Source organism: Pseudomonas sp. KH_027 (genome assembly GCF_057838565.1).
Map to the genome: position 1 here is coordinate 153159 of NZ_JBYQOM010000002.1, position 20900 is coordinate 174058.

Below are 20900 nucleotides of genomic sequence, written 5' to 3' on the forward strand. Positions count from 1 at the left end.
GTACTTGAGCGCGAGGTGCTGCGATTGAGTGAGTTGGGTCACTGCTGATTTCTCCCTTGAGTACCGCATAGGATAACGGCCTGCTGGGGTTTCACAATTCAACCCAGTGCGTTAAGTGGAGCGCCCAGCCCCGGCCTTCTTAACCGGAGAGTAACTGCACTGCTCTGGAGTGAAGCCGGCACCGCGAACTCGCAGAATGGGGTTCGAGAGCACTGAAACACCGATGGCTCTACCCTGCCAGCGCATTAGCGCCTGCGGCTATCGAAATCGACCTGTTCAATGGGTGCCGGATGAACCACCACACTGTTGCCCTGGCCATGTGCCGGATCACAGAAGAATTGCTCTGGAGGCCCAGGATGGCATGGGCTGCCAAGCACAACCCCAAGGCGCGGCTGACGATTCGCGTCGGCAGCGGTAAGAAAACCTACCTCTCCCACTCCCGCGACGTGGCAACAAACGCCCACATGACCTTGACCTACGGCATCAAGATGGTCGCGAGCAAATCTGACCCGAACTACATCTGCAAGTGGCTCACCTCGCGGGAGGTACATGAGCGCAAGTATTTCAACGGCCAGATTAACTTGCTGAATGTCCTTGCCCACACCATGGCTCACGAATTCGGGCACTTCGTCCAGGTGATCCTAGGGAGGCGATATGACGGCTCGGTACACAACCAGGAGTTCTATGTGATCCTGGACCGGATTCACGCGAGCGGTGAAGGCGAAAGGATCAGGGATGCGCTGCATCGTAACTGCCTGCTGCACGGCATTGACCTCACCAGGATCAGCGCCAGCCAGGAAGGCCTTAATATGCTGGCAGGCAAGCTCCCAAGCGGCGAGAAGCCGCTGGGCATGCGTGAAATCTATCGGCACCAGAAGCTCTGGTTCCGCGATCCGGCAATGCACTCAGTAGGACCCGTTAGCGTGAAAGAGAAGCGACGAACAAAGATCATTGTTGAGACAGTCGCAGAGCCGAAAAGGAAATGGGAGGCCTACCCTGCCGGCTTCACCACCACGCAGCCCTAGACGGCCACCTTCCGACGCAGCGCCAGCTGATTGACATGCTCTTGGAGCGCAGCAAGGTCTTCCATGATGCCTCCCAACGGGTAGAAATGACCGTTCAGCATCCCCGAGCGCTCCATTGCGTAGTAGTCACTCTCCAGCCGCGCAAAGTTTTCGCCATCGGGGATCAGGTTCAGCTCGCCAGAAACGCACTTGCCATAGTGTGCTGTTCCGCTGTTGTAGAAAACGGACTTGAGCGCTATCACGTCATCGAGCAGTTCGAGGTCATTCTTGGCGGCAGCACCCACTTCATGGTTGAGCAGCCTGGATAAATCATACCAGTGGCGCGAGATTCTATCCTTGCCCTCGGCAATGGGCTTGTTGCACTGCGCATGGATCAGCGTGACCTTCTCCCAGAAAGTCCTGGCCGGCGAGAGCACCACAACCCGCTCGGCGTTTGGGAAGGTGATCCCTTCGAACATGCCGGCAATATCTGGCTGGATGGCGTGGACCGCATTCGGATCGATAATGTTTCTTCCGCCGAACTCCACCAGTACGTGATCACGCAAATAGCCTTTTGAGTCGGCAGCCATCGCTGGGTAGTGGACGTGGATCGACTCGCCGTCATCGCTCACGGACAGCTGGCATTCCGAAGCACAGCCGTAGCTTTGAAGCTGATCGTTCAGATACGGCAATACGGCATCGCGGGTGTAGCGACCCACTTCTGCGACCAGGGCATCACTTACCTTGCGACGCTTCCCACCGGAGAGCTGTAGCAGGTCAGGAATGCTTTGCTTGCAGCCCAGCCCCCTGAAATCCACTGTAATGTCCACGTCCTCGGAGAAGCGCTCTATCACGCCATGAACCTTCGATAGGCTCGTCCCTCCCTTGAAGGCCATGGCCTTGCGACCGGGCATGGCAAACAGTAGCTGGAGCACCAGCGTCAGCCATATGTCCTTCTCGATGACGCTGGGCGAGCGACCAGTCTCGCTGAAAGCCTCGTCTAGGATTTCGCGCTGACCAGCCTGGGGTAGTTCGAAGTACGACTTTGGCACGCATATTCCTTAGCGGAACCGGCCAATGCCGACCGCATCCACTCAGGCAGTTTGCAGGCCATGAGCTTGTTGAATTCCTCAACGCTGAGGGAGCTGGCGATTTTTCCTACCGCCTGCTCAGTCAGCCCCTCTTTCCCTAGGTAAAGCATGGCAATGAGTGCCACGCCAACCTTCGTGCCGGCCTGCTGGAGGCGCTGCCGGGACGCATGTCGCAACCGCACCACCGCATTGCCAATCTTGATTTCACGCGTCGATCCACTGGTGTAGTAAGTCGGCAGAACCTGCATCTGTGTGCTGAGCCCCAGACGGCGGACAGCTTCTGCGCCATGAATCTGGATAGTCTCCCCTCTGGCCTTTGCGACTACTTCCATGATGGCAATCGGGCTGGGACGGACCTTCTTCCCCGTGTACTCGCTCTGCTTGGGGCGCATGTACACACCGCGAGCAACACGCTCCAGGGACCCGCTGAGCACCATCCGAGACAGCGCCTTGTCTACCGACGCACGGGAACCCGCCTGCGCGAAGACCGCGCCGGCAAAGGGCTTCCCCTTGGGCATGTGCTTGATACGGTTCGAGATAGACTCTGCGACTGACATGGCTGACTCCCATTACGTCAGAACGATTACATACAGTTTCTGACACGTAGACTGACTATAAGCCTTGCAGTTCCTGATTTCCAGCCATCTAACTGATACACATTTTTGGGGCCAGCTTTCCAGCGCCATATTACATGATCATGGCGCCCAGACTCACGCAGCTGCGTGCAACCCCTCCTGCTCAGCATCGAGGCCTTGCTCTCCGGCAGCGCCACCCCTCACCCACTTAGCAAACACAACCGAAATCGAAGCGTCCTTGAAGCGGTTCTTCATTGGGGCGGAGTAGACCAGCTCGCCACCTTCGAGAGCAGTGAGCTTGGTACGGGCACCCTCCGGCAGAATGGCGCCGATCACGCCCCCTGCCCGGACAAACTTGCGAGCGTGCTCCAGATGGTCCTGCCATGCTCGGCCAGCGAATGGCGGATTCATCAGTACGGCATCTGCCAAACCGTGAAGGTCATTAGGCATTAGGGTCAGGAAGTCCGCGTGCTTAACCTCAAACCCCATCTTGTCGAGCGCCAGCGCACGCAGCCGGTCTACCTCAACACAGTAGGTTTGTAGGGGCATGTGCTTAGCAATGCCGCCTGTGCCCGCCGAGGTTTCGTAGCAAATCGCCTGCTGATCCACCCCCACCCACTCTACGAATTCCTGGGCCAAGTTTGCCGGTGTACTGAAATACTGGTGCGACAGCTTGTCAGGGACTTCTCCAGTGCTTACAAGCACGCTCACAACTTCCATGGGTGGGTAGTCGAACAGATGAACATTACCCTCGCGCAAGCCACCAATCTGAGCCAGCACCTCATCGACCATGCCCTTCACCGCCCCGCTCAACCGCTCATTCACGCTCGGGGTTCCGTTGGGCCTAAGCATCCACAGGCCATCCTCGCGCTGCTCCTGGATGACGTAATGCAGATAGCTGCGGACTTGCCGAGGAATTGCGCACTTCACCAGCTGGGTAGAGCCAAAACCAGAACTGCGACGGGCCTTTTTAAGGGTAGCCTCGTCAGGGAGGGAATTCGGGCGTATGTATGCCAGCGCGATGTTGAGCCGATTGGCAACCTCGGGATGAATGTCCACATGGAGCGTGCCCTTCTTGAAGGCACGAATTTGCAGTGCGCCGTCTAGCGCCTCCACCCACTCACCGCAATGCTCGTTCCGAGCATCACGCAGCACGCCGTAGCCGCTAAAAAATGGGTCTTCGGCGCCAGTCATAACAACCGAGCACAGGTTAATCAGATCGCAGAAAACACGATCCTTTGAAGTTGGCGTGCCGTGATCCGAGTACATCCAGTCAAGGATCATTCGCTCATAGAAACCGGACCCCACATTCGTCTTATGGGAGGGTGAAAGGCCATCCCATACAGCCTCAACCCGCATGGAAAAGAAATTTGCACGGTGAGCTTCCACCATGGACAGGCAGCGGTACACGGTTGCGCGGTCAAAGCTGGGTATCCCTGCCCCGCCCTTTAGGCGCCAAGCCGTGAATGACTCCTTCCACTGCTCCCAGAGCTTGGTTGGCAGAATGTTCGTGAAGCTACACATGTCGAACAGTTGGAACCAAAAATGCTCCTGGCGGGCGTTAATGGCACGCGGCAGATCGAACATTTCGATAAGGTCCATTGCCCAGAAACGCCCCTTCGCCTTGCTGTCGTGATACACCTCTGCTCCGTAGGCAAAGCTCATCAGTGCCGCACGGTTCTCAGTCCCCATCAGCTCGGCATGCAGGCGACGCATTTCACGCTCACCGCGCTCATACTGATGCAGCAAGTCATCTACCGCTGGGGTAGTTAGGCTTGGCAGGAAGTTGCGGTAGTTGGCTGGGATGGCGGATATGGGCAGGTTGAAATCAAGCATTCTTGGCAGCTCCAATAAGTTCTAGAGCTATGTTCTAACGCCCATCGCCGTGTCATCGCCGAAGCGGGATGGCAACGCAAAAGTCCCCAAACCCCAGCACAAGAATCGAGGGTTGATACCACTGTGCAAAACACCGGGTCGCAGTGAATCAAATCCGCGCATCTTGCGCTCGCCCACGCAGCACCAGCACACGCCCCTAGCTGCTTTTACCCTGCAACATCGAGATTCGACATTGAGTTGAGGGGAGTTTGATCCCTGGTCCCGTTACCCTTGAATGGTCGCCATTTGAGGAAACACCGTGGAACTGTTCGCCTGAACTACATGCTTGGTCTGAAAAGCTGCGTACTGCCTCCCTTGCCTTGAGCATCGCGCAGCAGAGAGTGCGAGCGGATAAGGAAGCACGGAAGCACTCATTCTGGGCTCGTTTCGCCGATCTACTGCTCCAGTCTAAGGCCAAGAAGACTGAGGAACTGGCCGCAGCGGAACTTGCCCATGTGCTGGCTCAAGCGAAGACATTCGCCGGCCAGTGGGTCGTTAGCACGGCAAAAACCGCGCTTGCCGGCTGTGAGGCGGACTATGCGCGATACTTGGCTCAACGGGAGCGCGTGGCAACGGCCACCAAGCGCTACAACCAGACCGACAAATGGCACGGGCTAGCCCAGGACGCCCACAACCATCTACTTAGGGCTGCTGACGATTGCAGCTCTGCGTCCACAACCGAAATGATCGACCTCTTTTCCTCGAACAAGGCCGTATCAGTCATATCGAGCTTTAACACTTCATCTGCTGCGGACTCAGTTCGCAGAGCAACACGGGCGCTACAGGCTCTTTCCGAAGCGCTGCCAAAACGCGCCAGCTCGGAGAGCTTTGCTGAGCCAGACGACTTGTTCGACCTGCTTGTGGACCTTGCCATAGCTCCATCGCTCGATATTTTCTCCTGGATCAACATGGGCAAGCTGGATGACGCAGCCGATCAATGCCGGAAGGCGGCTGAGAAAGTTGAGGCCACACTGAACAAGCTGAACGAGTCCGTATCGAGGGCTGCGGCAAACCGCGAGGCCGAACAACAGCAACTTAGCCAGATAGCAGCGCCGTACATCCAAGCAGCAGCGAAACAGGTCCCGTCGAACTTTGGCGTACAGGGGCCGGCATCGATAGAGTGACGGTCTGCTAATGCGCGGGCCACGCACCGGAAATGAAAAAGCCCCGCTTTTGACAGCGGGGCTCTTTGTTGGGCGTGCTTCCCGACTCAAAGAGTCAATTGCCGCGTTTCCCAGTAGCACGGGGTGGCATTGCGGCGCCGGCATCAACGATGCTCCATTCGCACTTGCCGGTCAAGACTTCCGCTTCCCACTGGGCAGCTTCGAGGTTTGGAAATAGCCTGTAGACCGGCTCCAAGTCTTATGCCCGCAGTACGGACAGTCGATTGACTCCCGCTCAGGCTTGTGAGGTTGACCACCACCGATTTCCTGCACATCGAATGGCTTGTCGCAGTTATCGCATGTCTGAATCCCCATCATGGGTCCTCGCATTGTTGACCTAAGAATCGATCACTCCCCTACCCCTCAAGGCTACCAAGCGACTGCCAGCGGCTGTTGGGCACGCACCATGGCAGCGCCGGCTGATCACGCACCAGCTCGGCACCAATCGCGTCGATGCGATAGGTCTGGATTCGGTCGAAGTATCGCCACTCGCCTTCAAGATCGAACGTCACCAGGATCACCAGTAGCGGCTTTGGTACGCCCGCCCACTCAGCCTTGATCTTCGCCAAATTATCATCGAGGTATTTCGTCTGGCTGTAGCCGATGAAGACGCAAAACTCACAGGCGTATGCAGCACCAGCAAGCTTCGCTAGCTCACCAACACTTTCCTGCCGTGGCTCGTCCCATTCCCACTCAAGCTTCGCCCATACCGACCTGTCCGCGAACTGCAACTCTGCGTCCGTCCGGCCTCCAGACTCGAAGCAAGAAAAGAGCCCGGATATGCTCGCCACCTGCCGAACAGTAGATGCGATGTGGGTCGTCCAGTCCGCCCGTTTGGCGTACTCGATACTGCCCAGCGCGACTGGGAAGTCCCTGTACCAAAGCATGTTGTACAGGGCTGTAAAGTCGTAAATCCTGGTATCCAAGTGGCTTCCCTCGTATCAATTTGCTGCGCTCGCAAAAAGGCCCCTAACTTAGGGGCCTTTGGGGCATTCAGGCTACTTCTGCTGCCGGCGTTTCTTCACTTGCCGGGGGGAGGCTGGCTAACCCCCCGAACAGCTTATCGCGCAGCTTGGTATCCAGCACCTTGGCATCATCCAGGTTCTGCGAGAAATACGCTGCCGCATTCTTCACGCCCTGCCCGATCTTTTCGCCGTTATAGCTGTACCACGCGCCGGCCTTTTCCACGAATCCATGCTCGACACCCAGCTCCACCAGCTCAGTAGCCCAATCGATGCCCTGCGAAAATATATTGACGAACTCAGCCACGCGGAACGGCGGCGCCACCTTGTTCTTCACGACCTTGACCTTCGCTCGCCGGCCAATCGCTACATCACCATCCTTCACAGTCTCAACCCCACGAATATCGAGGCGCACAGACGAGTAGAACTTGAGCGCATTGCCACCAGTGGTTGTCTCGGGGCTCCCGAACATCACACCGATCTTCATACGAATCTGGTTAATGAAGATCACCAGACAATTCGAGTTGCTGATGTTGCCGGTCAGCTTACGCAGGGCCTGACTGAGAAGTCTCGCTTGAAGTCCGACGTGATTCGCACCCATGTCCCCCTCGATTTCGGCTTTTGGCACCAGCGCCGCAACGGAGTCGATGACGATCACGTCAACTGCGTTCGAACGCACCAGCATGTCCGTGATTTCCATCGCCTGTTCCCCGGTATCGGGCTGCGACACCAGCAGGTCATCGACATTCACACCCAGCTTGCCGGCGTAGTCGGGATCAAGTGCATGCTCTGCATCGACGAATGCGCAGGTATGGCCGAGCTGCTGAGCTTGGGCGATAACCTCCAGCGTCAGGGTGGTCTTCCCGCTGGATTCTGGTCCATAAATTTCCACGATCCGGCCTCGCGGTAGCCCGCCAATACCCAGTGCGGCATCGAGCGCCAGGGAGCCTGTCGGCACCACATCAATCTTAACTCGCGGGGCATCGCCCATGCGCTGAACAGCACCCTTGCCGAATTGCTTTTCGATCTGACCCAGCGCTGAGGCCAGCGCCTTCTTCTTCTGCTCGTCCATCATCATGATCCTCACGGGTTGTTGAATTTCTGAGAGCAACGATAACGACGAACCGCGTGTGTCTCCGCCGAGACACCGCAAATCGTCAGAGCGAAGCATGGGAACTGACACGACTTCGGTGGAGCCAGGAAGCTGGCCGTTATATTCATGGCAGATTGAATAGCCAGAGACTGCCATGTCCGAAGATCAGATCGTCACCATCTTGGCCGACGCCAGTGAGACTCAAAGCCCAGTCCTCCTGCGCCTAAAGCAACTCGGCGCCCACGTCCGCCTTGGCGACTTGGAGACGGGGACGCATGTCATAAGCGGCGAAACCGTAGTGCTCCGCATGACAGCAACCGAGTTTGTCGAAAGCATCATGGATGGGTGGTTGCACCATAAGGCGGGCAAGATGAGCCTGAACTTCCCGCGCTCTGTCTTCATGATTGAGGGCGACGCATACTCGACCCGCGCCCCCATATCCCGTGAGGCAATTGACGGCGCCATCGCATTCCTGATCGGCGTACAGGGGGCATCGGTGCTGTACGTCCGAAACCCATCCGCAACGGCGGACTTACTGTTCCGATTAGCCAAGCAAGCGCAGAAGGACAAGACCTATGGCATGGCATTCCAGCGAGCCAAAGTTAGCCCTGGCCGGGAGCAGGCCCTGTTCACCATGGAGAGCGTTTTTGGTATCGGCCCAGCAACCGCTGCTAAGGCGCTGGAGCGGTTCCGGTCGGTCTACGCCTTCATCACAGCGTCAGTTGACCAGCTGACGGAAATCCCTGGCATCGGCCCCAAAAAGGCGGAGAGAATTCACAGCAGCATTCGCTGGGAAAATTCCGCAGCACACGAAGAACACGCCACCTCCCCTAGCGCGGGCCATAGCGAGTAACCGCACCGAGTTGAGTTGATCAGCATTCTCCTACGGCTACGATGGAGTTCCCCTAGACGCATTTGCTGGCCATGCTCGACACTCGAAAACCCCATACCCTCGGCATTGATCCTCACATCGGTAGGTGCGTCACACTGCCGAGAGGCGCCGCTGTTGGCGGGGAACTGCATCTCGCACGGGACGAGTTCGTACTGATCGAGGAAGGCGCCTTTCTCCTGTACGCCACCAACGGAGAGGGCGCTCGGTACTACCTATCGATCATTGGCGCAGGGCATGTATTCACACCTCAACGCATGTCCCAGTTACTCAGCAGGACGGATCGATTCGGTATAGAGGTCAGGCATGACGTGAAGTTGAGGATGCTGACCCGCGACCATTGGGATTCACTGAGCAGAGAGCAGGCCGACCTGTACAACTGGGTGATAGAGCAAGAGTCTCAGCTACTCCAGATCGTCCAGTTCCACCTTGCCCAATATGCCCAAAGATCAAGCCTGGAAAAGACCCGGTTCGCCCTATGCACATTCGCCAAGGGCCTGGGCAAACCGAACCCCTGCGGAAGCCGGACGATAAAAGTAAGCCGGGCTGAGCTGGCTTCCTGGATTGGGGTTTCTAGCGACCGCATCTGTCGCCTAATTCGTGAGCTTCACCACACCGGGGAGGTGGAGCTGATAGGACGAAGCATCAAGGTCAACAGTGGACTGCTCAGCAGCCTGTACCCTGCCAACAACTGAGTTGGCCGCTGCGCATGGGCACACACGCAGCGGCATAGATTCAGCGCCGGTCTATAAAGCTCCCAGCAACCCCTGAAATCCGAGTCGAGGCCTTGAGCCTATGCGCGGAGTCCGGGCCTTCCTTCGACAGTAGCCAGTAGCAGTTTTTCCGGGCTCGGGTGATCGAAATATGGGCCAGCCTATACAGCTCATTTTGCTGGATCACGTCGAACGGCGACTGGTCGTCTGTGTCCACGGTCTTGGCTGCGCGGAACACTTGGTTCTTGGCCCAGGTCGAGCTGGCTGCAACAAAGTCGCCCAGGATGATCACTACGCTCGCCTCTAGCCCCTTGGAACGCTGAGCTGCGCGTACCCTCACCTGTCTGTTGTCCTGGTTGTCAGCCTTGTCTCGATCCACAACCAAGTTGACCACCGATTCGAGCTGGCGGTAATCGTCTGGGTTAGCTGCCAGGATGAGAATGCTCTCGCCGGCAGCGTAGTGCATGTCGAATAGCCTCATGAAGGTGGCCGGAGACAGGTCATAAACCTCCACCGGATTCACTTCTTCGTTCGCGGCACTGGCCGGCGCCAGCGTGCTTACCGCAGGGATGCCGAGGATCAGGGAGTGAGCAGAGAAGATGATCCCCTGCTGCGAGCGAAAGTTGAGCCCCAGCAGGTTCAGGACGTAGCCCTTGGACGGGAAATGCTTGCGGAAGTCGGTGAGGTATCGGGGCGTGGCGCCTTGAGTACCATGAGCCGTCTGGAAGTCATCACCACATGCAAAAACCGACATGACGGCATCATCTGCGCCCTCTACGTCGATTCGATAGCGGTTCTCGGCCATCGCTGCTTTGATGAACTCGCCAGTGAATATCGTAATGTCTTGCAGCTCGTCCGTAAGGATGTTCCGTAGCCCCCTCAAAGCCTCTGTAGGAACCGCCTTGAGGTTGTTGTGACCCTGCTCGCCAAAGGTGAGGAACAGCCTGTTGAACGTCATGACCTTCGGTGTCGCATCGAGAAGGTATGACTCGAAGATCGGCCAGAACATCGCGGCAGCATCGAAGAAGCCAGCATCTGGATCGTTGGGCATGAACTTGAGGTCAGCAATGGCCTTTGCCGGATTCAGACCAAGCGTCTCGATGAGCGCCCCCGTCTGATAGAGGCATTCGGAAATGCTCATAGCTCTATCGAGGCCCTTCACCCGCGCTGCAAATTTAGGCGCGGTATCAGGGAGCGCAAATGCGGATGCCACGATTGAATTCAGCTGCTCTGGTGAATCGCACCAGATGATTCGGTGTGACCCAAAGCGCTGGAGGTAAGCACGCTTGGCAAGGCATTCCTCATACAGCGGTGTGTCTGAGCCAGTGCGGCAAAAGTCGCGTGCCAGCCCTTTCGGGAAACCCAGCACAACGTGCGCGTCCAGGGTGGGGAAGTATCCATTGACGTGGACGGTTCGCCCCATGACTGAGAGCGTCGTCATCTGAGCTTCAATCTCTGGAACAGGCCAGTGGCCGGCGCTGTACCAGCTGCTCGTAACAGCCTTCGTCAGCAACTCGTCAGCGCCGATCTGGGCGCTACCCAATTCGCTGTAGCGGATGAGCTGAGCGCTGTCTGGGGCAGCCCTTGGGAGGGCGACAGTCTCTGCGAAAAGCGCCTGAATGCTGCGGGCGAAGTTACTACTCCGGGCGTAAGCATGTTGGTAAGCCTTTTCGACCATATCCATCTGCTCATTGGTCAGCCTGGGGTCGAACGCCCGGCCATCTTCATCACCAGAATCGATTGTCCCCAGCAGTTCGAAAGGCACCACCTCACGCAGCGGCGGGACTGCGCGAATGAGCTGTAGTAGCGCCCCTCGGGGTGTCTTTACCAAAGACCACGCCTGCTCCTGCGAAAGGTTGACCCCCCACTTCCCGAACAGATGGGAAAGCTCTGCCATCACATCCATTCGGCAGTCCTTGGTCACGGCAAGGATTGTCATATCCTCCAATGGGATTTCGAGATAGACGTGGAGCAGGATCGCACGGAGCATCATCACGAAGGTCTTTCCAGTACCCGCGATACCAATGGTCACTGCGCTGGTAGTGGGTGACAGGATTGCCTTCCACTGCTCATCGGTCGGCTGGTGATCTTCTCCGAGCTTGAGCAGCGCATCAGCCTTGAATCGAGAAATTACACCGGGGGTTATTTTCAGGCGCCCGTCATCCAGCAGCAGCGTGTCGTACTGCACCCGAGCCTCAGAGCTGCCCCTGGCATCCTCCAGTCGGATTGCAATTTCCTTCCGCGCAGCCGGAGGGACTACTTGCGTCGCACGCACAGACTCTTTCCCCCTGGAATAGCCGAGCTTGAAACCCACTCGAAAGGATTCGGGGTGCTTACCGTTAAATGCGCTGAGCAGCGTCGCAAGAAACGTAGCGACCATTCCGTTGTTGGCATCAAGTCCTGATGCGGGCGCGGTTTTGTCACTCACTCAGAATCCCCTCGAAGTTTTGAATTACCTGGGATCATGGCGAAGGGGTTCCATCAATACCACTCAACCGCGTGCAGATTCAGCTGCGACAAAGTGCTTCGAGTTCGGTGGATTTGAACGGGCGGTTTCCATAGCTTGATGCCAATTCACTAAACCTCACTGAACGGGAGAAAAGGTAGTGAGCCAAGCTCAACCTTCAACTGCTTGCAGTGCTCTAGACCGTCTATTCAAGGCTTGCGGTAGAAATCGGAAGCTCAAGAAGAATGCTCAAGTCATCCCCCTTCTGGATAGCCCGAAGACCCTTTGCCTCGTTGTCCAAGGAAGCCTGCGGGTAATTCTGAGCAACCCAGAAAGCGATGGCGTGCTGTGCATCAGCCATCTAAAACCAGGAGATATGTTCGGCGAGCAAGGAGTGTTTGATTCGACCCCTATGCAATACGCCACGGCAAGCATTCAGGCGCGCACGGACGTTGAGTTGGTGTGCCTATCTCACGATGATTTGAAACGAGCTGCGAAGAATTCGCCAAGCATCTACTACGAGCTGTCCACGCATATCAACAAGCGCCTGAGCGAGACGACCGACAAACTTATCCAGATGCTATTCGATGACGTGGATCAGCGGTGCTACAAGTCTCTAATCGAGATAACTCGTCTGCCTGACGCTTTAACCCACCCCAATGGCATGCAGATTTCGCTGACACGGATAGAGCTGGCACAGATGGCCGGCTGCACACGGGAAAGCGCAGGTCGATCTATCAAGAGGCTGCGTGATCAGGGCCTGATTGAGGCTAGAGGAAGCTGTATCGTCGTCAACGGAATACGACATGGCCTGCCATTTGAAGCCACAGCCGGAACCCGAGCAGCATGCGCATGAGCCATACAGTGACCAGCCGCCTTGCGGCGATGCTTCTAGCGCTTTGCATGGCCAACTTGGTCGTTGCCTATGCTCTATTCCTGATGAGCCCTGGTGAAGCAGCGGGCAGCCCAAGTGTGTGGCTACTCGCGATCATCGTGGCCGGGGTCACGTACCTCACAACTCACCAACCCAAGACACTCAGAACCGAGCAGAGGAATTGATGTTTAGTCTCGCCCTTCTTCGATTCTCCCCATTGCACAAAGAAGCGCACCTAGTAGCCGTCATCGTAGGCGCGCTCGGGTACATGGTAGATAGCTTTGCGATGCCGGGGGCCACAGTAATCGACAGCTTCACTACTGCGCTTGTTGCCTCGATCTGCTGGTACGTCTACAAGGTCTTCGACGGCATCACCCATGACGGGGCTGAAACAGCAGTGGGGACCCTGGCCGGGCTTGTCCTGGTGGTTGCCATCTGCGTCGGCTACTTCATGCTTTAAGCCGCTTCCGACCCTGAACGGCGGCTCCACTGCCAACACGCAGCTTTAGCCGCCATGCAACTCAATGCCAGTCGCCAAAGAATCCCGGCGAAGTCAGCAGAGCGCCAAGCAGCAGCCCACCACCACCAAACAGCCCGCCCAAGATCAGCCAGCCCCACCAGTTCACCGCAGCGGGGCCGCACTGATCGTTAAACAGCAAGCTCGTTACCCATTCCACCATCGACCTTCCCTCCCTTCATCGGCGCGAATATTCGCCTCTCGTAGACCTATCTAAAGACTGGCCGCAGGAATGCGCCCTGGCTTTTGCCGTGCTGGGTTTCTGAATCGAGGCGACGATCCCACTCCCCCATGTTCTGTATAAGACGGTCTACTGCCTCATCAAGCTTTACCCGCATTTGTTGACATGGCAGGTGTGACTTAAAGGCATAGAGCCGGGACGCCAAGGTTTCTGCTGTGTATTTCCCGTTGCTCGCGTGCAGTTGCTCATGCGCACGAAGTGCGCCGATGTAGCGATTCCACTCGGCCTTAACCACAGAGCTTTGGCCGGCACCGATGAGCCGAGGGAGCACGATGGTGCTGTCTAGGACCACCCGAGCATTCTTGACCTCGCAACCACCTTGCGAGTTCGTAACCGCCGAGTAGCTTGTTGAGAAACGGCTGTGCGTAACTGCGGCGAAACGACCGCCATTGATCCCGACCGGGGTGTTCTTGAATACGGACTGCGAAATTTCTGCCGTACTCATGCCTGCCACATCGTAATGGCGTATCTGGAAATTTATCAGCGGCTCTGGCTGGGCTTGTGCAATCGACGGCGCCGTTGTCGCCAGCACCAGCACCAGCAACCTCATAGCCCCCTCACGCACAAGAGCGCTCCGCAATATTCTCGTAGCGAACCCGCTTGCCAATCGAAAACTTGATTTCCTTCAACTCACGCTTGAGGCGGCTCGTCTTGCCCAGGCCGAACTTCAACATCTCGTTGCAGAGCCAGTGGGCTACGTTCAGAGCGTCTGGATGCCCCTTGCTCCATGCAAACCTGAGCTTACCGAGGGCGTCTTCGTACTCGCCGGCCTTGATGGCAATTTCGCCCAATCGGAAGGCTGATTCGGCATCGCCAAGATTCATCGCATCGGTAAAAAGGCGAACAGCAGTCTCGCCATCACCACCATCCAACTTCAAGCAGCCCAGGTCTGAGAGAGCGGGAACATATCCTTGCTCCGCTGACGCAGTGAGCAGGCTCACTAAAAGCTGGTGGTCGCCGGCTGCCAGAGCCTTGTGGGCAAGGTAGTAGGCGCTCATTGGGTGCTTTGGCCCAATCTCGGTATAGATTTTGGCAGCCTTGGCCTTTGCGCCCTCGGTAGCGATTGACTCATACCCCCTGGCCAGTGCAATCCCCGCCTCCACCATGCCGGACTCAAACGCCTTAGACAGAAGCTCGATGCTCTCTGCACGCTTTTTGTCCTCCTTGGTCAGCTGATTGCAGGCTAGCAACTTCACCCGCGCAGCCCAAGGCACCAGCTCGAATCTTGCCTTGGGCATCGTCTGCAATGGCAGCTGCCAAAGGTGCCCCACTTCCATGAGGACTTTCGTGTTCGGGCACTCCCTCACTAGCACTCCAGTTTCCGGGTCTACCGCGAGGTTGCCGATCAGCCCCACTGGCTGGCACTTGTTGAAGGCAACACCGGCCACCACCTGCCCAAACGTCCACGACCCCGAGGTAGAACCATCGAGCCTGTACAGCGCCATTGCGGTCTTGATGCACTCCCAATCCACGTCGCTGGATACAAGCGAGGCCGGCTGGACCTTGGTCAGAACCGCGCCCCAGCCGCCCTCGATGCCGACCTCGGCAGTTGAATACCCGAACCTGTTGACCGTTGCACGACTGAAATCCGTACTGGAAAGCGGCCCGTCCAACCAGCTGAACTCCAGGCTGTCATTGAAGACACCATGGCTCTGGATTAGGGCATCCAGCTCGTTGTACATGCAGGCGTATACAGGCACACCGGAAGATGAAAGGGCCTTGATCAACCCCACAAGGTGGTCACTCTCGCCCGCCTCGATTGCAGGGTGAACCCACAGCGCCAAATCCCAAGACTGGCATTTGGCATCATCAACGGACACCGGGCTATAGCCCTTCAAGCCAAGCTGCGTCGCCGCATCATAGAGACTGGAGTGAAGAACCTGAGTACAGGTGCTGTAGCACTCAACGGCGCTCACGCCTGCAAGATCAGCAGCAACTCCGAGCCATATACCCTCGTCCATCACAGCGACGGGATCATCTGAAATCATCAGGACTCTTACGGGGCGGCTCTCTGGCAGGCTTTCTCGCTTGATGAGCTGAGCGATCAGTGCCGCAGGCGCCAGCAAAGATGCCGCTCCGTCGATGCCAGTTTTTACCGTCACCTGTATGCCGGCAGCCTCAAACCTTTTTTCGAGTGCGGCATGCCACTTCGTGGCTACAACCCCAAGGTTTGGGGCAGTGTTGAAGACCTTGCTCAGGCTCACTCTGGACTCCTGTTCGATAGTGGGTGTAATTGTCACGATAAAGACTATGCGTTTCACCCGAACAGGAAGTAGTTGCGCCCCAATGAAGCCCGCGAGCCAAGCAGCCCCAGCCGTTATGATGAGAGCAGAAAGAATCACTCGGCGAGGGACCATGGCGATCTACATCAGTCCGCAACAGGGCATCAAAGAATTGGTCAACAAGCTTGAGCCGCGCCTGGACATGCTCGCCAACCGAATGCGTGCCCGCCCTGACCGCCTCAGACTGGACGCAGCGTTCCATATCCCATTCCGGGATCAGGCGACCGTTGATGACAAGAAGGGCATTGAGGCCACTCAGCTTGCCGGACATGACGCAATTGACCACGCAATTTATGGCCTCACCTCAATCAGGATTGAGCAAGGCAAGCAGAACCCCCGCGAAACCCTCAGAGTCCCAGGCGCCATCGCCCTCCCCGAAGACTGGCTGGCAGAGCTTCAAGAGCTGAACGCCATCAAAAAGGAAATCGAGCAACTGGTGGCGAGCATCGCCGACCAGTACGACCGTATGAAGATTTGGGGCTCAATGAAATACCTTTCGAGCCTACAGACCATGCGACAGACATGGATTGTGAGCGGCCCAGCGAAAGTTCGTTTCTACTGGGACTCTGCGCCCTCCATCCAAAACAAGACCGCCGCCGAGTGGGTTGCAACCTTCACGCAGCACCTCAAGAAACTCTATGGGTATGTACCATTGCTGGACGAGCTTCTTGACGGGGACAGTTCGCGCAAATTCGTCGTCGCAATAAGCATGCTGAGCGGCCACGGCACTGACGTGGACCCTAGAGAAAAGATCGCGGCATTCCGATCCGGGCAACCACACGTCAGAGCGAGAGTCACTTTCATCGACAAGGTGAAACCGATCATCCGGCCTGCACCGACCCCAATCGTCTACCCCATAGACGATCCGGTGCCCTCGATCACCCCACTATCAAACTGGGAGCCATCAAGCCCCAGCCCTAGCAGATCAGTTCGGGCAAGAATCGAAACAGAGCCCTTTGTGGAAGCCCTCTACCTGCATCGCTACTTGACTGAATACCGATTTGGCGACTGAGGCGGAGCCTGGAGGCACATCAACATGGAAGCACCATGCACGACTTACAAGTAGCACGACTGACCGCCAAGTACCCCGGCCAGTTCACCACTGAGAAGGCAGCGAAAGCGGTTGCGCGTGCATATGGCTACCGCAATCTGGACATGAAGACTCTAGAACTGAGCGACCATGTTGACGGCCTTCAATACGTTCGGCCTTACCGGGAAATGCTCAAACAAGACCCGGTCCATCAGCTGATGGACTTCATGCGAATGTCCCTGAACCTGTCGCTCTCGCAAAATGAAGATGTACGCCAGGGTATTCCAGAGCGGAACATCGTTGCCGCCATGAGCGGCTTTTCAAATTTCGACGCCCTGCTGAACTATTCCCGCTCTGATCCTGTTGACCCCAACTCGACTGATCGCAATATGCTGGCCAAGTTCGAGGAACGGTTCGGGTATTACGCACCCATCCAATACGTGCTCGGGCGCTATATCCATGAGCACTGCCTCATCATCCAGCCTGACGCTCCTAAAGCTCAGCGATTCATCGACCAGGAGCTGGTCCTGAATCCGCTGGAGAACACCAAGGTGGTGATTCTTCGCGACGCCCCAAGCGGCGCAGACTGGCTCAGTGTTATGTCAAAAGCAGTCAAGTCAACGCGAGGGGATGTGGACGCCTCTTACGTGCAGCGAACTACCGAAGCACTCGGCGACAGTAATGCGCTGGTTTCACTGGTCAAGCCTGCAACCTATTCGCTGCCAAGTCTTGTCGCCCTCCACACCGACCTCCTGACACAAGACTCAGATGACGGTCGCTCGCTCATCATTGATGTGCAGGACCTCAACCTGAACCCCACGGAACTCGATGCTGGCTTTTCTGCTGCGACAGAGAAAGGCATACACGTAGTCGTTATAGTCAGGGAGCCGAATGCTGAACTGTGGAAGCGAACTGGCATCCACCTCATCTTCGGTTTCGACCCGGATATTCAGGAGTCGTACTTGGACATGGACAAGTACATTGGGTATGCGTCCCCCTACGTTGGATTCAAGCGTGGAAAGATGCAGTACCTGTATCACTCGGAGCAGGCCGGTGGCCGCTTCGGCGCGATGGACCTGATCCCCGATGACGAGAAAACAAAGACCTTGCTGGAACGCATGAAGGACGCAATACGTGCTTAAACGCTGCACCATCTTCGCGCTGTGCGCGGCCTCGATCCAAGCTGCTAACACAAGCGGGGCGGCTCAGCCTGCGCCGCTCCCAGAGCAGGCCGTATCACTGCATGCAGTGATCAGCGTCGGGACAACAAGTTCATGCGGGATGCGCGAAGCGCCTCACCTGATCGAGCACCTGCTACTCAGTGAAACTCGCTTCGGCAAATCGCCCGTAGATGCGATCCTCACCTTGCGCTCGAAGGGGGTCAAGCTTTCAGCCATGACCCATAGCGACTTCACTGAGTTCACCCTGGAGGGGCCGGCAAGCGAAGCCGACCTAATGAGTGAGGCGCTTGTGACTTTCCTTTCGCGCCCCTCACTTCCCAATACGGGCTTCGAGAGCGAGAAGCGAGTCATAGTCAGCGAGGTAATGGGCGGCGAGGCATACACCAGCTCACCTACGCTGTACGAGCGTTTCATCGCCACCCATGCCAACGGTGTTAAGCCATGCGCTGCCGACACAGTGCCGTTTCTGGACTACCGCTACGAGGACGTTCAGGCAATCTATCGACAGATGTACACGCCGCCGAGCGTCAAGGTTCTGGCCCAAGCTTCACCCGGAACATTTGACCTTGAGGCTATCGGGAGCGCCATTGGTGCGCAGAAAGCCGCCCCCATCCTCACTTCCCAGGATGGGCCGCGAGAGTCAGCCCAGACACTGCAAATCAATGGCCACGCAAACGTGGTCGAGTTTATCTTCCCCATTGCCGGGCGCACGTCTCTTTCTGGCGAGGCTGCGTCCGCGCTCGCTGACCAAGCTCGACTTGAAGTACAGGCCCACATCCGCAGCAAATACCAGCTCTATGCTGCACGGTCATTTGTGGATCAAAGTCTTGTAGGCGGTTGGATACGGATTGAAGTTCCTGGGGTTGGAAGCGACAAGACACAGGAGTTGCTTGGCGTGGCTAAGACCGCAATGGCCGCTGTGGACGTTTCGGCCTACGGAAACGACCTGATATGGATTGCGAATGGCACGGTGATCGCCGATGAACCGATTGGAAGCCCCGTTGTCTCAGAGTCGTCAGATCAAAAAGACGACTGGATGCCAAGCTTGCTACTCAAAATCAGGGCTTTCTTCGCCAGCCTGCTCTCCTAAATTCCCGCGCATGCGCGGAAATACGAGCCGGAAGGGTTGGCATAGAACCAGTTGGCGTTCGGCTTTGGCACTGATATTGCCTTAAAAGGCATGTGTACGGCATTTTTGACACTCGTCATGCTTTCGAAACGAAACTACTGTCACTATGTTCGCTCGATAGACGAACAGACTCACGCCGGTTAGTCTCCAATCTGCGTGCAAACAGTGCAAATCCCGAACAGCTGCGGTAACATCCGCTCACTGGTTTTGGCCGGACGCTTTAAGGGAATCGCCGTAGGAATACCTCCTATCTCACGCTCCCCCCTTCTGCTGCATTCTGTGGTGTTGGCGGTTCCCGACTTACCCAAAGCCCCGTTGGTTATTCTGACCACCTGGGCTTTTTGTTTTAGTGGCTTGGACGGAAACGTGCCTCCAGCCCCTCCAGGAAACGTTCTTCAACTGAGCCGCGAGCAGGATGCCCAAGCTTAATGCCAAGCTTGTTCAAGCCTGCACTGTGATCTTTGCCGAGATTCACGACCTCACCCTGAAAGACCATCCTCTGCCCTTCCTTTGCCGTCAGCTCAACCTCGATATTGTCTCCAAGCGAGAAGTCCTGCTTCGTAAGCACAAGCGCTCCGGCTGCGGACATGTCCTTTACTCGGCAATCCTTCCAGCCTTTGATAAGCCAAGACAGCCCAGCACCTTTGGCACGCTGACTTGTGAACGCATCAGGAGCCAGGACATACCGTTGAAAGCGACGATCAGACTCAGACATATGCCACTCACTCAACTGCATTAGATTCGGTGGAAGCTGCAAGGCCATATCGCGAGACTGGGCGCAAACCCTGTTGAGCGAGCACCATGCAGCAAATCCACAATTTAATTACGAGAATGAATTGCCTCCTGAACACTGTCACTTGGCAAATGCAAAGTCTGCTGCTTTGCACCGTATTTTGGATTGTGACAGTTGCAAGCTCTATCCCATTTAGCGAGGGCGGCATCGGCGCTCTTACCCTGAATCAATGCCTGGAGGACTTTGGGGTCTTCCTTTTGTTCTTCGCCGTATGGTGCGGCCTGTTTGCTCACTTCCAGAAAAGCATCACCCTCCCCTGGCTTATGCTGTTGTTGGCCGTTGCCCTATGGCAGGAGGAAGTGAACCTGCTGAATAAGACTTACCAGACCATCAACCTCTGGTTTGACCGGGAGATTGACTCGTCAGAGCGCCAGCGCGGCGACGTGACAGTCCTGATGCTTGTCTCGCTATCGCTACTGGCGCGGTTCTTCCGGCCTGGGTTCAAGAGCTTCTTTCGGATTCACATTTCAGCCTTCCTGCTTCTCTACACCCTTTTCCAGCTCTGGCTGCATTACACATTCCCCTACCAAATCCAGTCAGCGATCCTCGAACCGCAGCTCAACTACCAGAAAGAGTTCACATCCACATACGAGGGCAGATTTCAATATCAATGCGATCAGGGGCAGTGGACCTGCTACAGCTGGGAGGGTGACAACATCCCCTCGAAGCTGCTCCAGGATGAAGGGCTTGTCCAAGTCATCAAAAGCCATGCTGGGGTTGTCATGAACACCACGGGTTACATCGGCACCCTCTCAGTACCAAACGACTCCGTGTTCCGGGGCGTCGATGCTGCCCAGAAGTATCTGATCACCTACTTCAAGAACCATGACCTGAATCGAGTGGTCATCGACCATGAATCCCCGCGAGAGGCTGCTTTGGTCGTAACCCGGCCACTGGTGATCTTCTCTACAGCATTCGGCATGGTCTGGTTCTTCGGGGGGATGATGATCGTATTCATGCACCAGTCGAGGCGTTCGCGGGCGAGCAAATAGCTGGGTATCACCCGGCAATTTGGGGGCTACGGGTTTGCATTATCAGATAT

General features: G+C 56.6%; 20 protein-coding genes. 10 read left to right on the forward strand and 10 right to left on the reverse strand.

The features are described 5' to 3' along the window. Positions 1–356: 356 nt before the first annotated feature. Complete coding sequence (locus AC3IYG_RS23370) at positions 357–1025, forward strand: hypothetical protein (RefSeq protein ID WP_489314066.1); 669 nt, start codon at positions 357–359, stop codon at positions 1023–1025. Here AC3IYG_RS23370 and AC3IYG_RS23375 read toward each other — a convergent pair. The 3 genes from AC3IYG_RS23375 to AC3IYG_RS23385 all read right to left on the reverse strand — a co-directional run bounded on the left by AC3IYG_RS23375 (position 1022) and on the right by AC3IYG_RS23385 (position 4506). Then, complete coding sequence (locus tag AC3IYG_RS23375; protein WP_489314065.1) at positions 1022–2056, reverse strand: nucleotidyl transferase AbiEii/AbiGii toxin family protein; 1035 nt, start codon at positions 2054–2056, stop codon at positions 1022–1024. The genes AC3IYG_RS23370 and AC3IYG_RS23375 overlap by 4 nt on opposite strands. Next, positions 2005–2652 (reverse strand): DUF6088 family protein, encoded by a 648-nt coding sequence (locus AC3IYG_RS23380; protein ID WP_489314064.1) that lies wholly within the window; start codon positions 2650–2652, stop codon positions 2005–2007. The genes AC3IYG_RS23375 and AC3IYG_RS23380 overlap by 52 nt, the downstream gene beginning before the upstream one ends. Before the next feature lie 153 nt (positions 2653–2805). Further along, positions 2806–4506, reverse strand: coding sequence for a DUF4942 domain-containing protein (locus AC3IYG_RS23385; RefSeq protein WP_489314063.1), 1701 nt, complete (start codon positions 4504–4506; stop codon positions 2806–2808). Positions 4507–4754: 248 nt separating this feature from the next. Here AC3IYG_RS23385 and AC3IYG_RS23390 point away from each other — a divergent pair, with 248 nt between their 5' ends. Continuing rightward, positions 4755–5669, forward strand: a complete 915-nt coding sequence (locus AC3IYG_RS23390) for a hypothetical protein (RefSeq protein ID WP_489314062.1) — start codon at positions 4755–4757, stop codon at positions 5667–5669. Positions 5670–6064: 395 nt separating this feature from the next. Here the strand turns inward: AC3IYG_RS23390 and AC3IYG_RS23395 are convergent, their stop codons facing one another. Together AC3IYG_RS23395 and recA are read right to left on the reverse strand one after the other, a co-directional pair. Beyond that, the gene (locus AC3IYG_RS23395) at positions 6065–6634 is read right to left on the reverse strand and encodes a hypothetical protein (protein WP_489314061.1); all 570 of its coding nucleotides are present in this window, start codon (positions 6632–6634) and stop codon (positions 6065–6067) included. Positions 6635–6701: 67 nt separating this feature from the next. Beyond that, a complete protein-coding gene (gene recA / locus AC3IYG_RS23400; RefSeq protein WP_489314060.1) occupies positions 6702–7742 on the reverse strand; it encodes a recombinase RecA in 1041 nt (346 codons plus the stop codon). A gap of 175 nt (positions 7743–7917) precedes the next feature. On the opposite strand from recA, the gene AC3IYG_RS23405 reads away from it, so the two are divergent. Both AC3IYG_RS23405 and AC3IYG_RS23410 read left to right on the forward strand, forming a co-directional pair. Next, entirely contained in the window at positions 7918–8616 is a 699-nt protein-coding gene (locus AC3IYG_RS23405) for an ERCC4 domain-containing protein (protein WP_489314059.1), read from the forward strand. Positions 8617–8687: 71 nt separating this feature from the next. Continuing rightward, positions 8688–9347 carry a Crp/Fnr family transcriptional regulator gene (locus AC3IYG_RS23410; RefSeq protein WP_489314058.1) on the forward strand — a complete coding sequence of 220 codons (660 nt, stop codon included), beginning with the start codon at positions 8688–8690 and terminating at the stop codon, positions 9345–9347. A gap of 40 nt (positions 9348–9387) precedes the next feature. On the opposite strand, the gene AC3IYG_RS23415 is transcribed toward AC3IYG_RS23410, so the two are convergent. Then, positions 9388–11793 carry a hypothetical protein gene (locus tag AC3IYG_RS23415; RefSeq protein ID WP_489314057.1) on the reverse strand — a complete coding sequence of 802 codons (2406 nt, stop codon included), beginning with the start codon at positions 11791–11793 and terminating at the stop codon, positions 9388–9390. Positions 11794–11971: 178 nt separating this feature from the next. Here AC3IYG_RS23415 and AC3IYG_RS23420 point away from each other — a divergent pair, with 178 nt between their 5' ends. After that, on the forward strand, positions 11972–12667 hold the full coding sequence (locus AC3IYG_RS23420; protein WP_489314056.1) for a cyclic nucleotide-binding domain-containing protein: 696 nt from the start codon (positions 11972–11974) through the stop codon (positions 12665–12667). A gap of 202 nt (positions 12668–12869) precedes the next feature. Beyond that, positions 12870–13145: a hypothetical protein gene (locus tag AC3IYG_RS23425; protein ID WP_489314055.1), complete on the forward strand. Its 276-nt coding sequence runs from the start codon at positions 12870–12872 to the stop codon at positions 13143–13145. Positions 13146–13206: 61 nt separating this feature from the next. On the opposite strand, the gene AC3IYG_RS23430 is transcribed toward AC3IYG_RS23425, so the two are convergent. From AC3IYG_RS23430 to AC3IYG_RS23440, 3 genes are read right to left on the reverse strand one after another with little or no spacing between them, the layout of a single operon-like run. After that, positions 13207–13365, reverse strand: a complete 159-nt coding sequence (locus AC3IYG_RS23430) for a hypothetical protein (protein ID WP_489314054.1) — start codon at positions 13363–13365, stop codon at positions 13207–13209. Between the two features lie 46 nt (positions 13366–13411). Beyond that, positions 13412–13993 carry a DUF922 domain-containing protein gene (locus tag AC3IYG_RS23435; protein ID WP_489314053.1) on the reverse strand — a complete coding sequence of 194 codons (582 nt, stop codon included), beginning with the start codon at positions 13991–13993 and terminating at the stop codon, positions 13412–13414. Positions 13994–14000: 7 nt separating this feature from the next. Beyond that, on the reverse strand, positions 14001–15647 hold the full coding sequence (locus tag AC3IYG_RS23440) for an SEL1-like repeat protein (protein ID WP_489314052.1): 1647 nt from the start codon (positions 15645–15647) through the stop codon (positions 14001–14003). A 151-nt stretch (positions 15648–15798) separates the two neighbouring features. Between AC3IYG_RS23440 and AC3IYG_RS23445 the strand changes: the two genes are divergently transcribed. Genes AC3IYG_RS23445 through AC3IYG_RS23455 form a run of 3 tightly spaced genes read left to right on the forward strand, consistent with a single transcriptional unit; the run spans position 15799 to position 19026 of the window. Beyond that, a complete protein-coding gene (locus tag AC3IYG_RS23445; RefSeq protein WP_489314051.1) occupies positions 15799–16737 on the forward strand; it encodes a DNA replication terminus site-binding protein in 939 nt (312 codons plus the stop codon). A 35-nt stretch (positions 16738–16772) separates the two neighbouring features. Then, positions 16773–17897 (forward strand): hypothetical protein, encoded by a 1125-nt coding sequence (locus AC3IYG_RS23450; protein ID WP_489314050.1) that lies wholly within the window; start codon positions 16773–16775, stop codon positions 17895–17897. After that, a complete protein-coding gene (locus tag AC3IYG_RS23455; RefSeq protein ID WP_489314049.1) occupies positions 17890–19026 on the forward strand; it encodes a peptidase M16 family protein in 1137 nt (378 codons plus the stop codon). The genes AC3IYG_RS23450 and AC3IYG_RS23455 overlap by 8 nt, the downstream gene beginning before the upstream one ends. 385 nt (positions 19027–19411) lie before the next feature. On the opposite strand, the gene AC3IYG_RS23460 is transcribed toward AC3IYG_RS23455, so the two are convergent. Further along, entirely contained in the window at positions 19412–19780 is a 369-nt protein-coding gene (locus AC3IYG_RS23460) for a PilZ domain-containing protein (protein WP_489314048.1), read from the reverse strand. Positions 19781–19866: 86 nt separating this feature from the next. Here AC3IYG_RS23460 and AC3IYG_RS23465 point away from each other — a divergent pair, with 86 nt between their 5' ends. Then, positions 19867–20850 (forward strand): hypothetical protein, encoded by a 984-nt coding sequence (locus AC3IYG_RS23465; RefSeq protein WP_489314047.1) that lies wholly within the window; start codon positions 19867–19869, stop codon positions 20848–20850. The last annotated feature ends 50 nt before the right edge of the window (positions 20851–20900 follow it).

Coding starts and splice junctions, on each gene's coding strand:
- AC3IYG_RS23465 (WP_489314047.1), top strand. CDS start 19,867: ATGCAGCAAATCCACAATTTAATTACGAGAATGAATTGCCTCCTGAAC.
- AC3IYG_RS23380 (WP_489314064.1), bottom strand. CDS start 2,652: ATGTCAGTCGCAGAGTCTATCTCGAACCGTATCAAGCACATGCCCAAG.
- AC3IYG_RS23370 (WP_489314066.1), top strand. CDS start 357: ATGGCATGGGCTGCCAAGCACAACCCCAAGGCGCGGCTGACGATTCGC.
- AC3IYG_RS23385 (WP_489314063.1), bottom strand. CDS start 4,506: ATGCTTGATTTCAACCTGCCCATATCCGCCATCCCAGCCAACTACCGC.
- AC3IYG_RS23450 (WP_489314050.1), top strand. CDS start 16,773: ATGCACGACTTACAAGTAGCACGACTGACCGCCAAGTACCCCGGCCAG.
- AC3IYG_RS23425 (WP_489314055.1), top strand. CDS start 12,870: ATGTTTAGTCTCGCCCTTCTTCGATTCTCCCCATTGCACAAAGAAGCG.
- AC3IYG_RS23430 (WP_489314054.1), bottom strand. CDS start 13,365: ATGGTGGAATGGGTAACGAGCTTGCTGTTTAACGATCAGTGCGGCCCC.
- AC3IYG_RS23405 (WP_489314059.1), top strand. CDS start 7,918: ATGTCCGAAGATCAGATCGTCACCATCTTGGCCGACGCCAGTGAGACT.
- recA (WP_489314060.1), bottom strand. CDS start 7,742: ATGGACGAGCAGAAGAAGAAGGCGCTGGCCTCAGCGCTGGGTCAGATC.
- AC3IYG_RS23435 (WP_489314053.1), bottom strand. CDS start 13,993: ATGAGGTTGCTGGTGCTGGTGCTGGCGACAACGGCGCCGTCGATTGCA.
- AC3IYG_RS23410 (WP_489314058.1), top strand. CDS start 8,688: ATGCTCGACACTCGAAAACCCCATACCCTCGGCATTGATCCTCACATC.
- AC3IYG_RS23445 (WP_489314051.1), top strand. CDS start 15,799: ATGGCGATCTACATCAGTCCGCAACAGGGCATCAAAGAATTGGTCAAC.
- AC3IYG_RS23460 (WP_489314048.1), bottom strand. CDS start 19,780: ATGTCTGAGTCTGATCGTCGCTTTCAACGGTATGTCCTGGCTCCTGAT.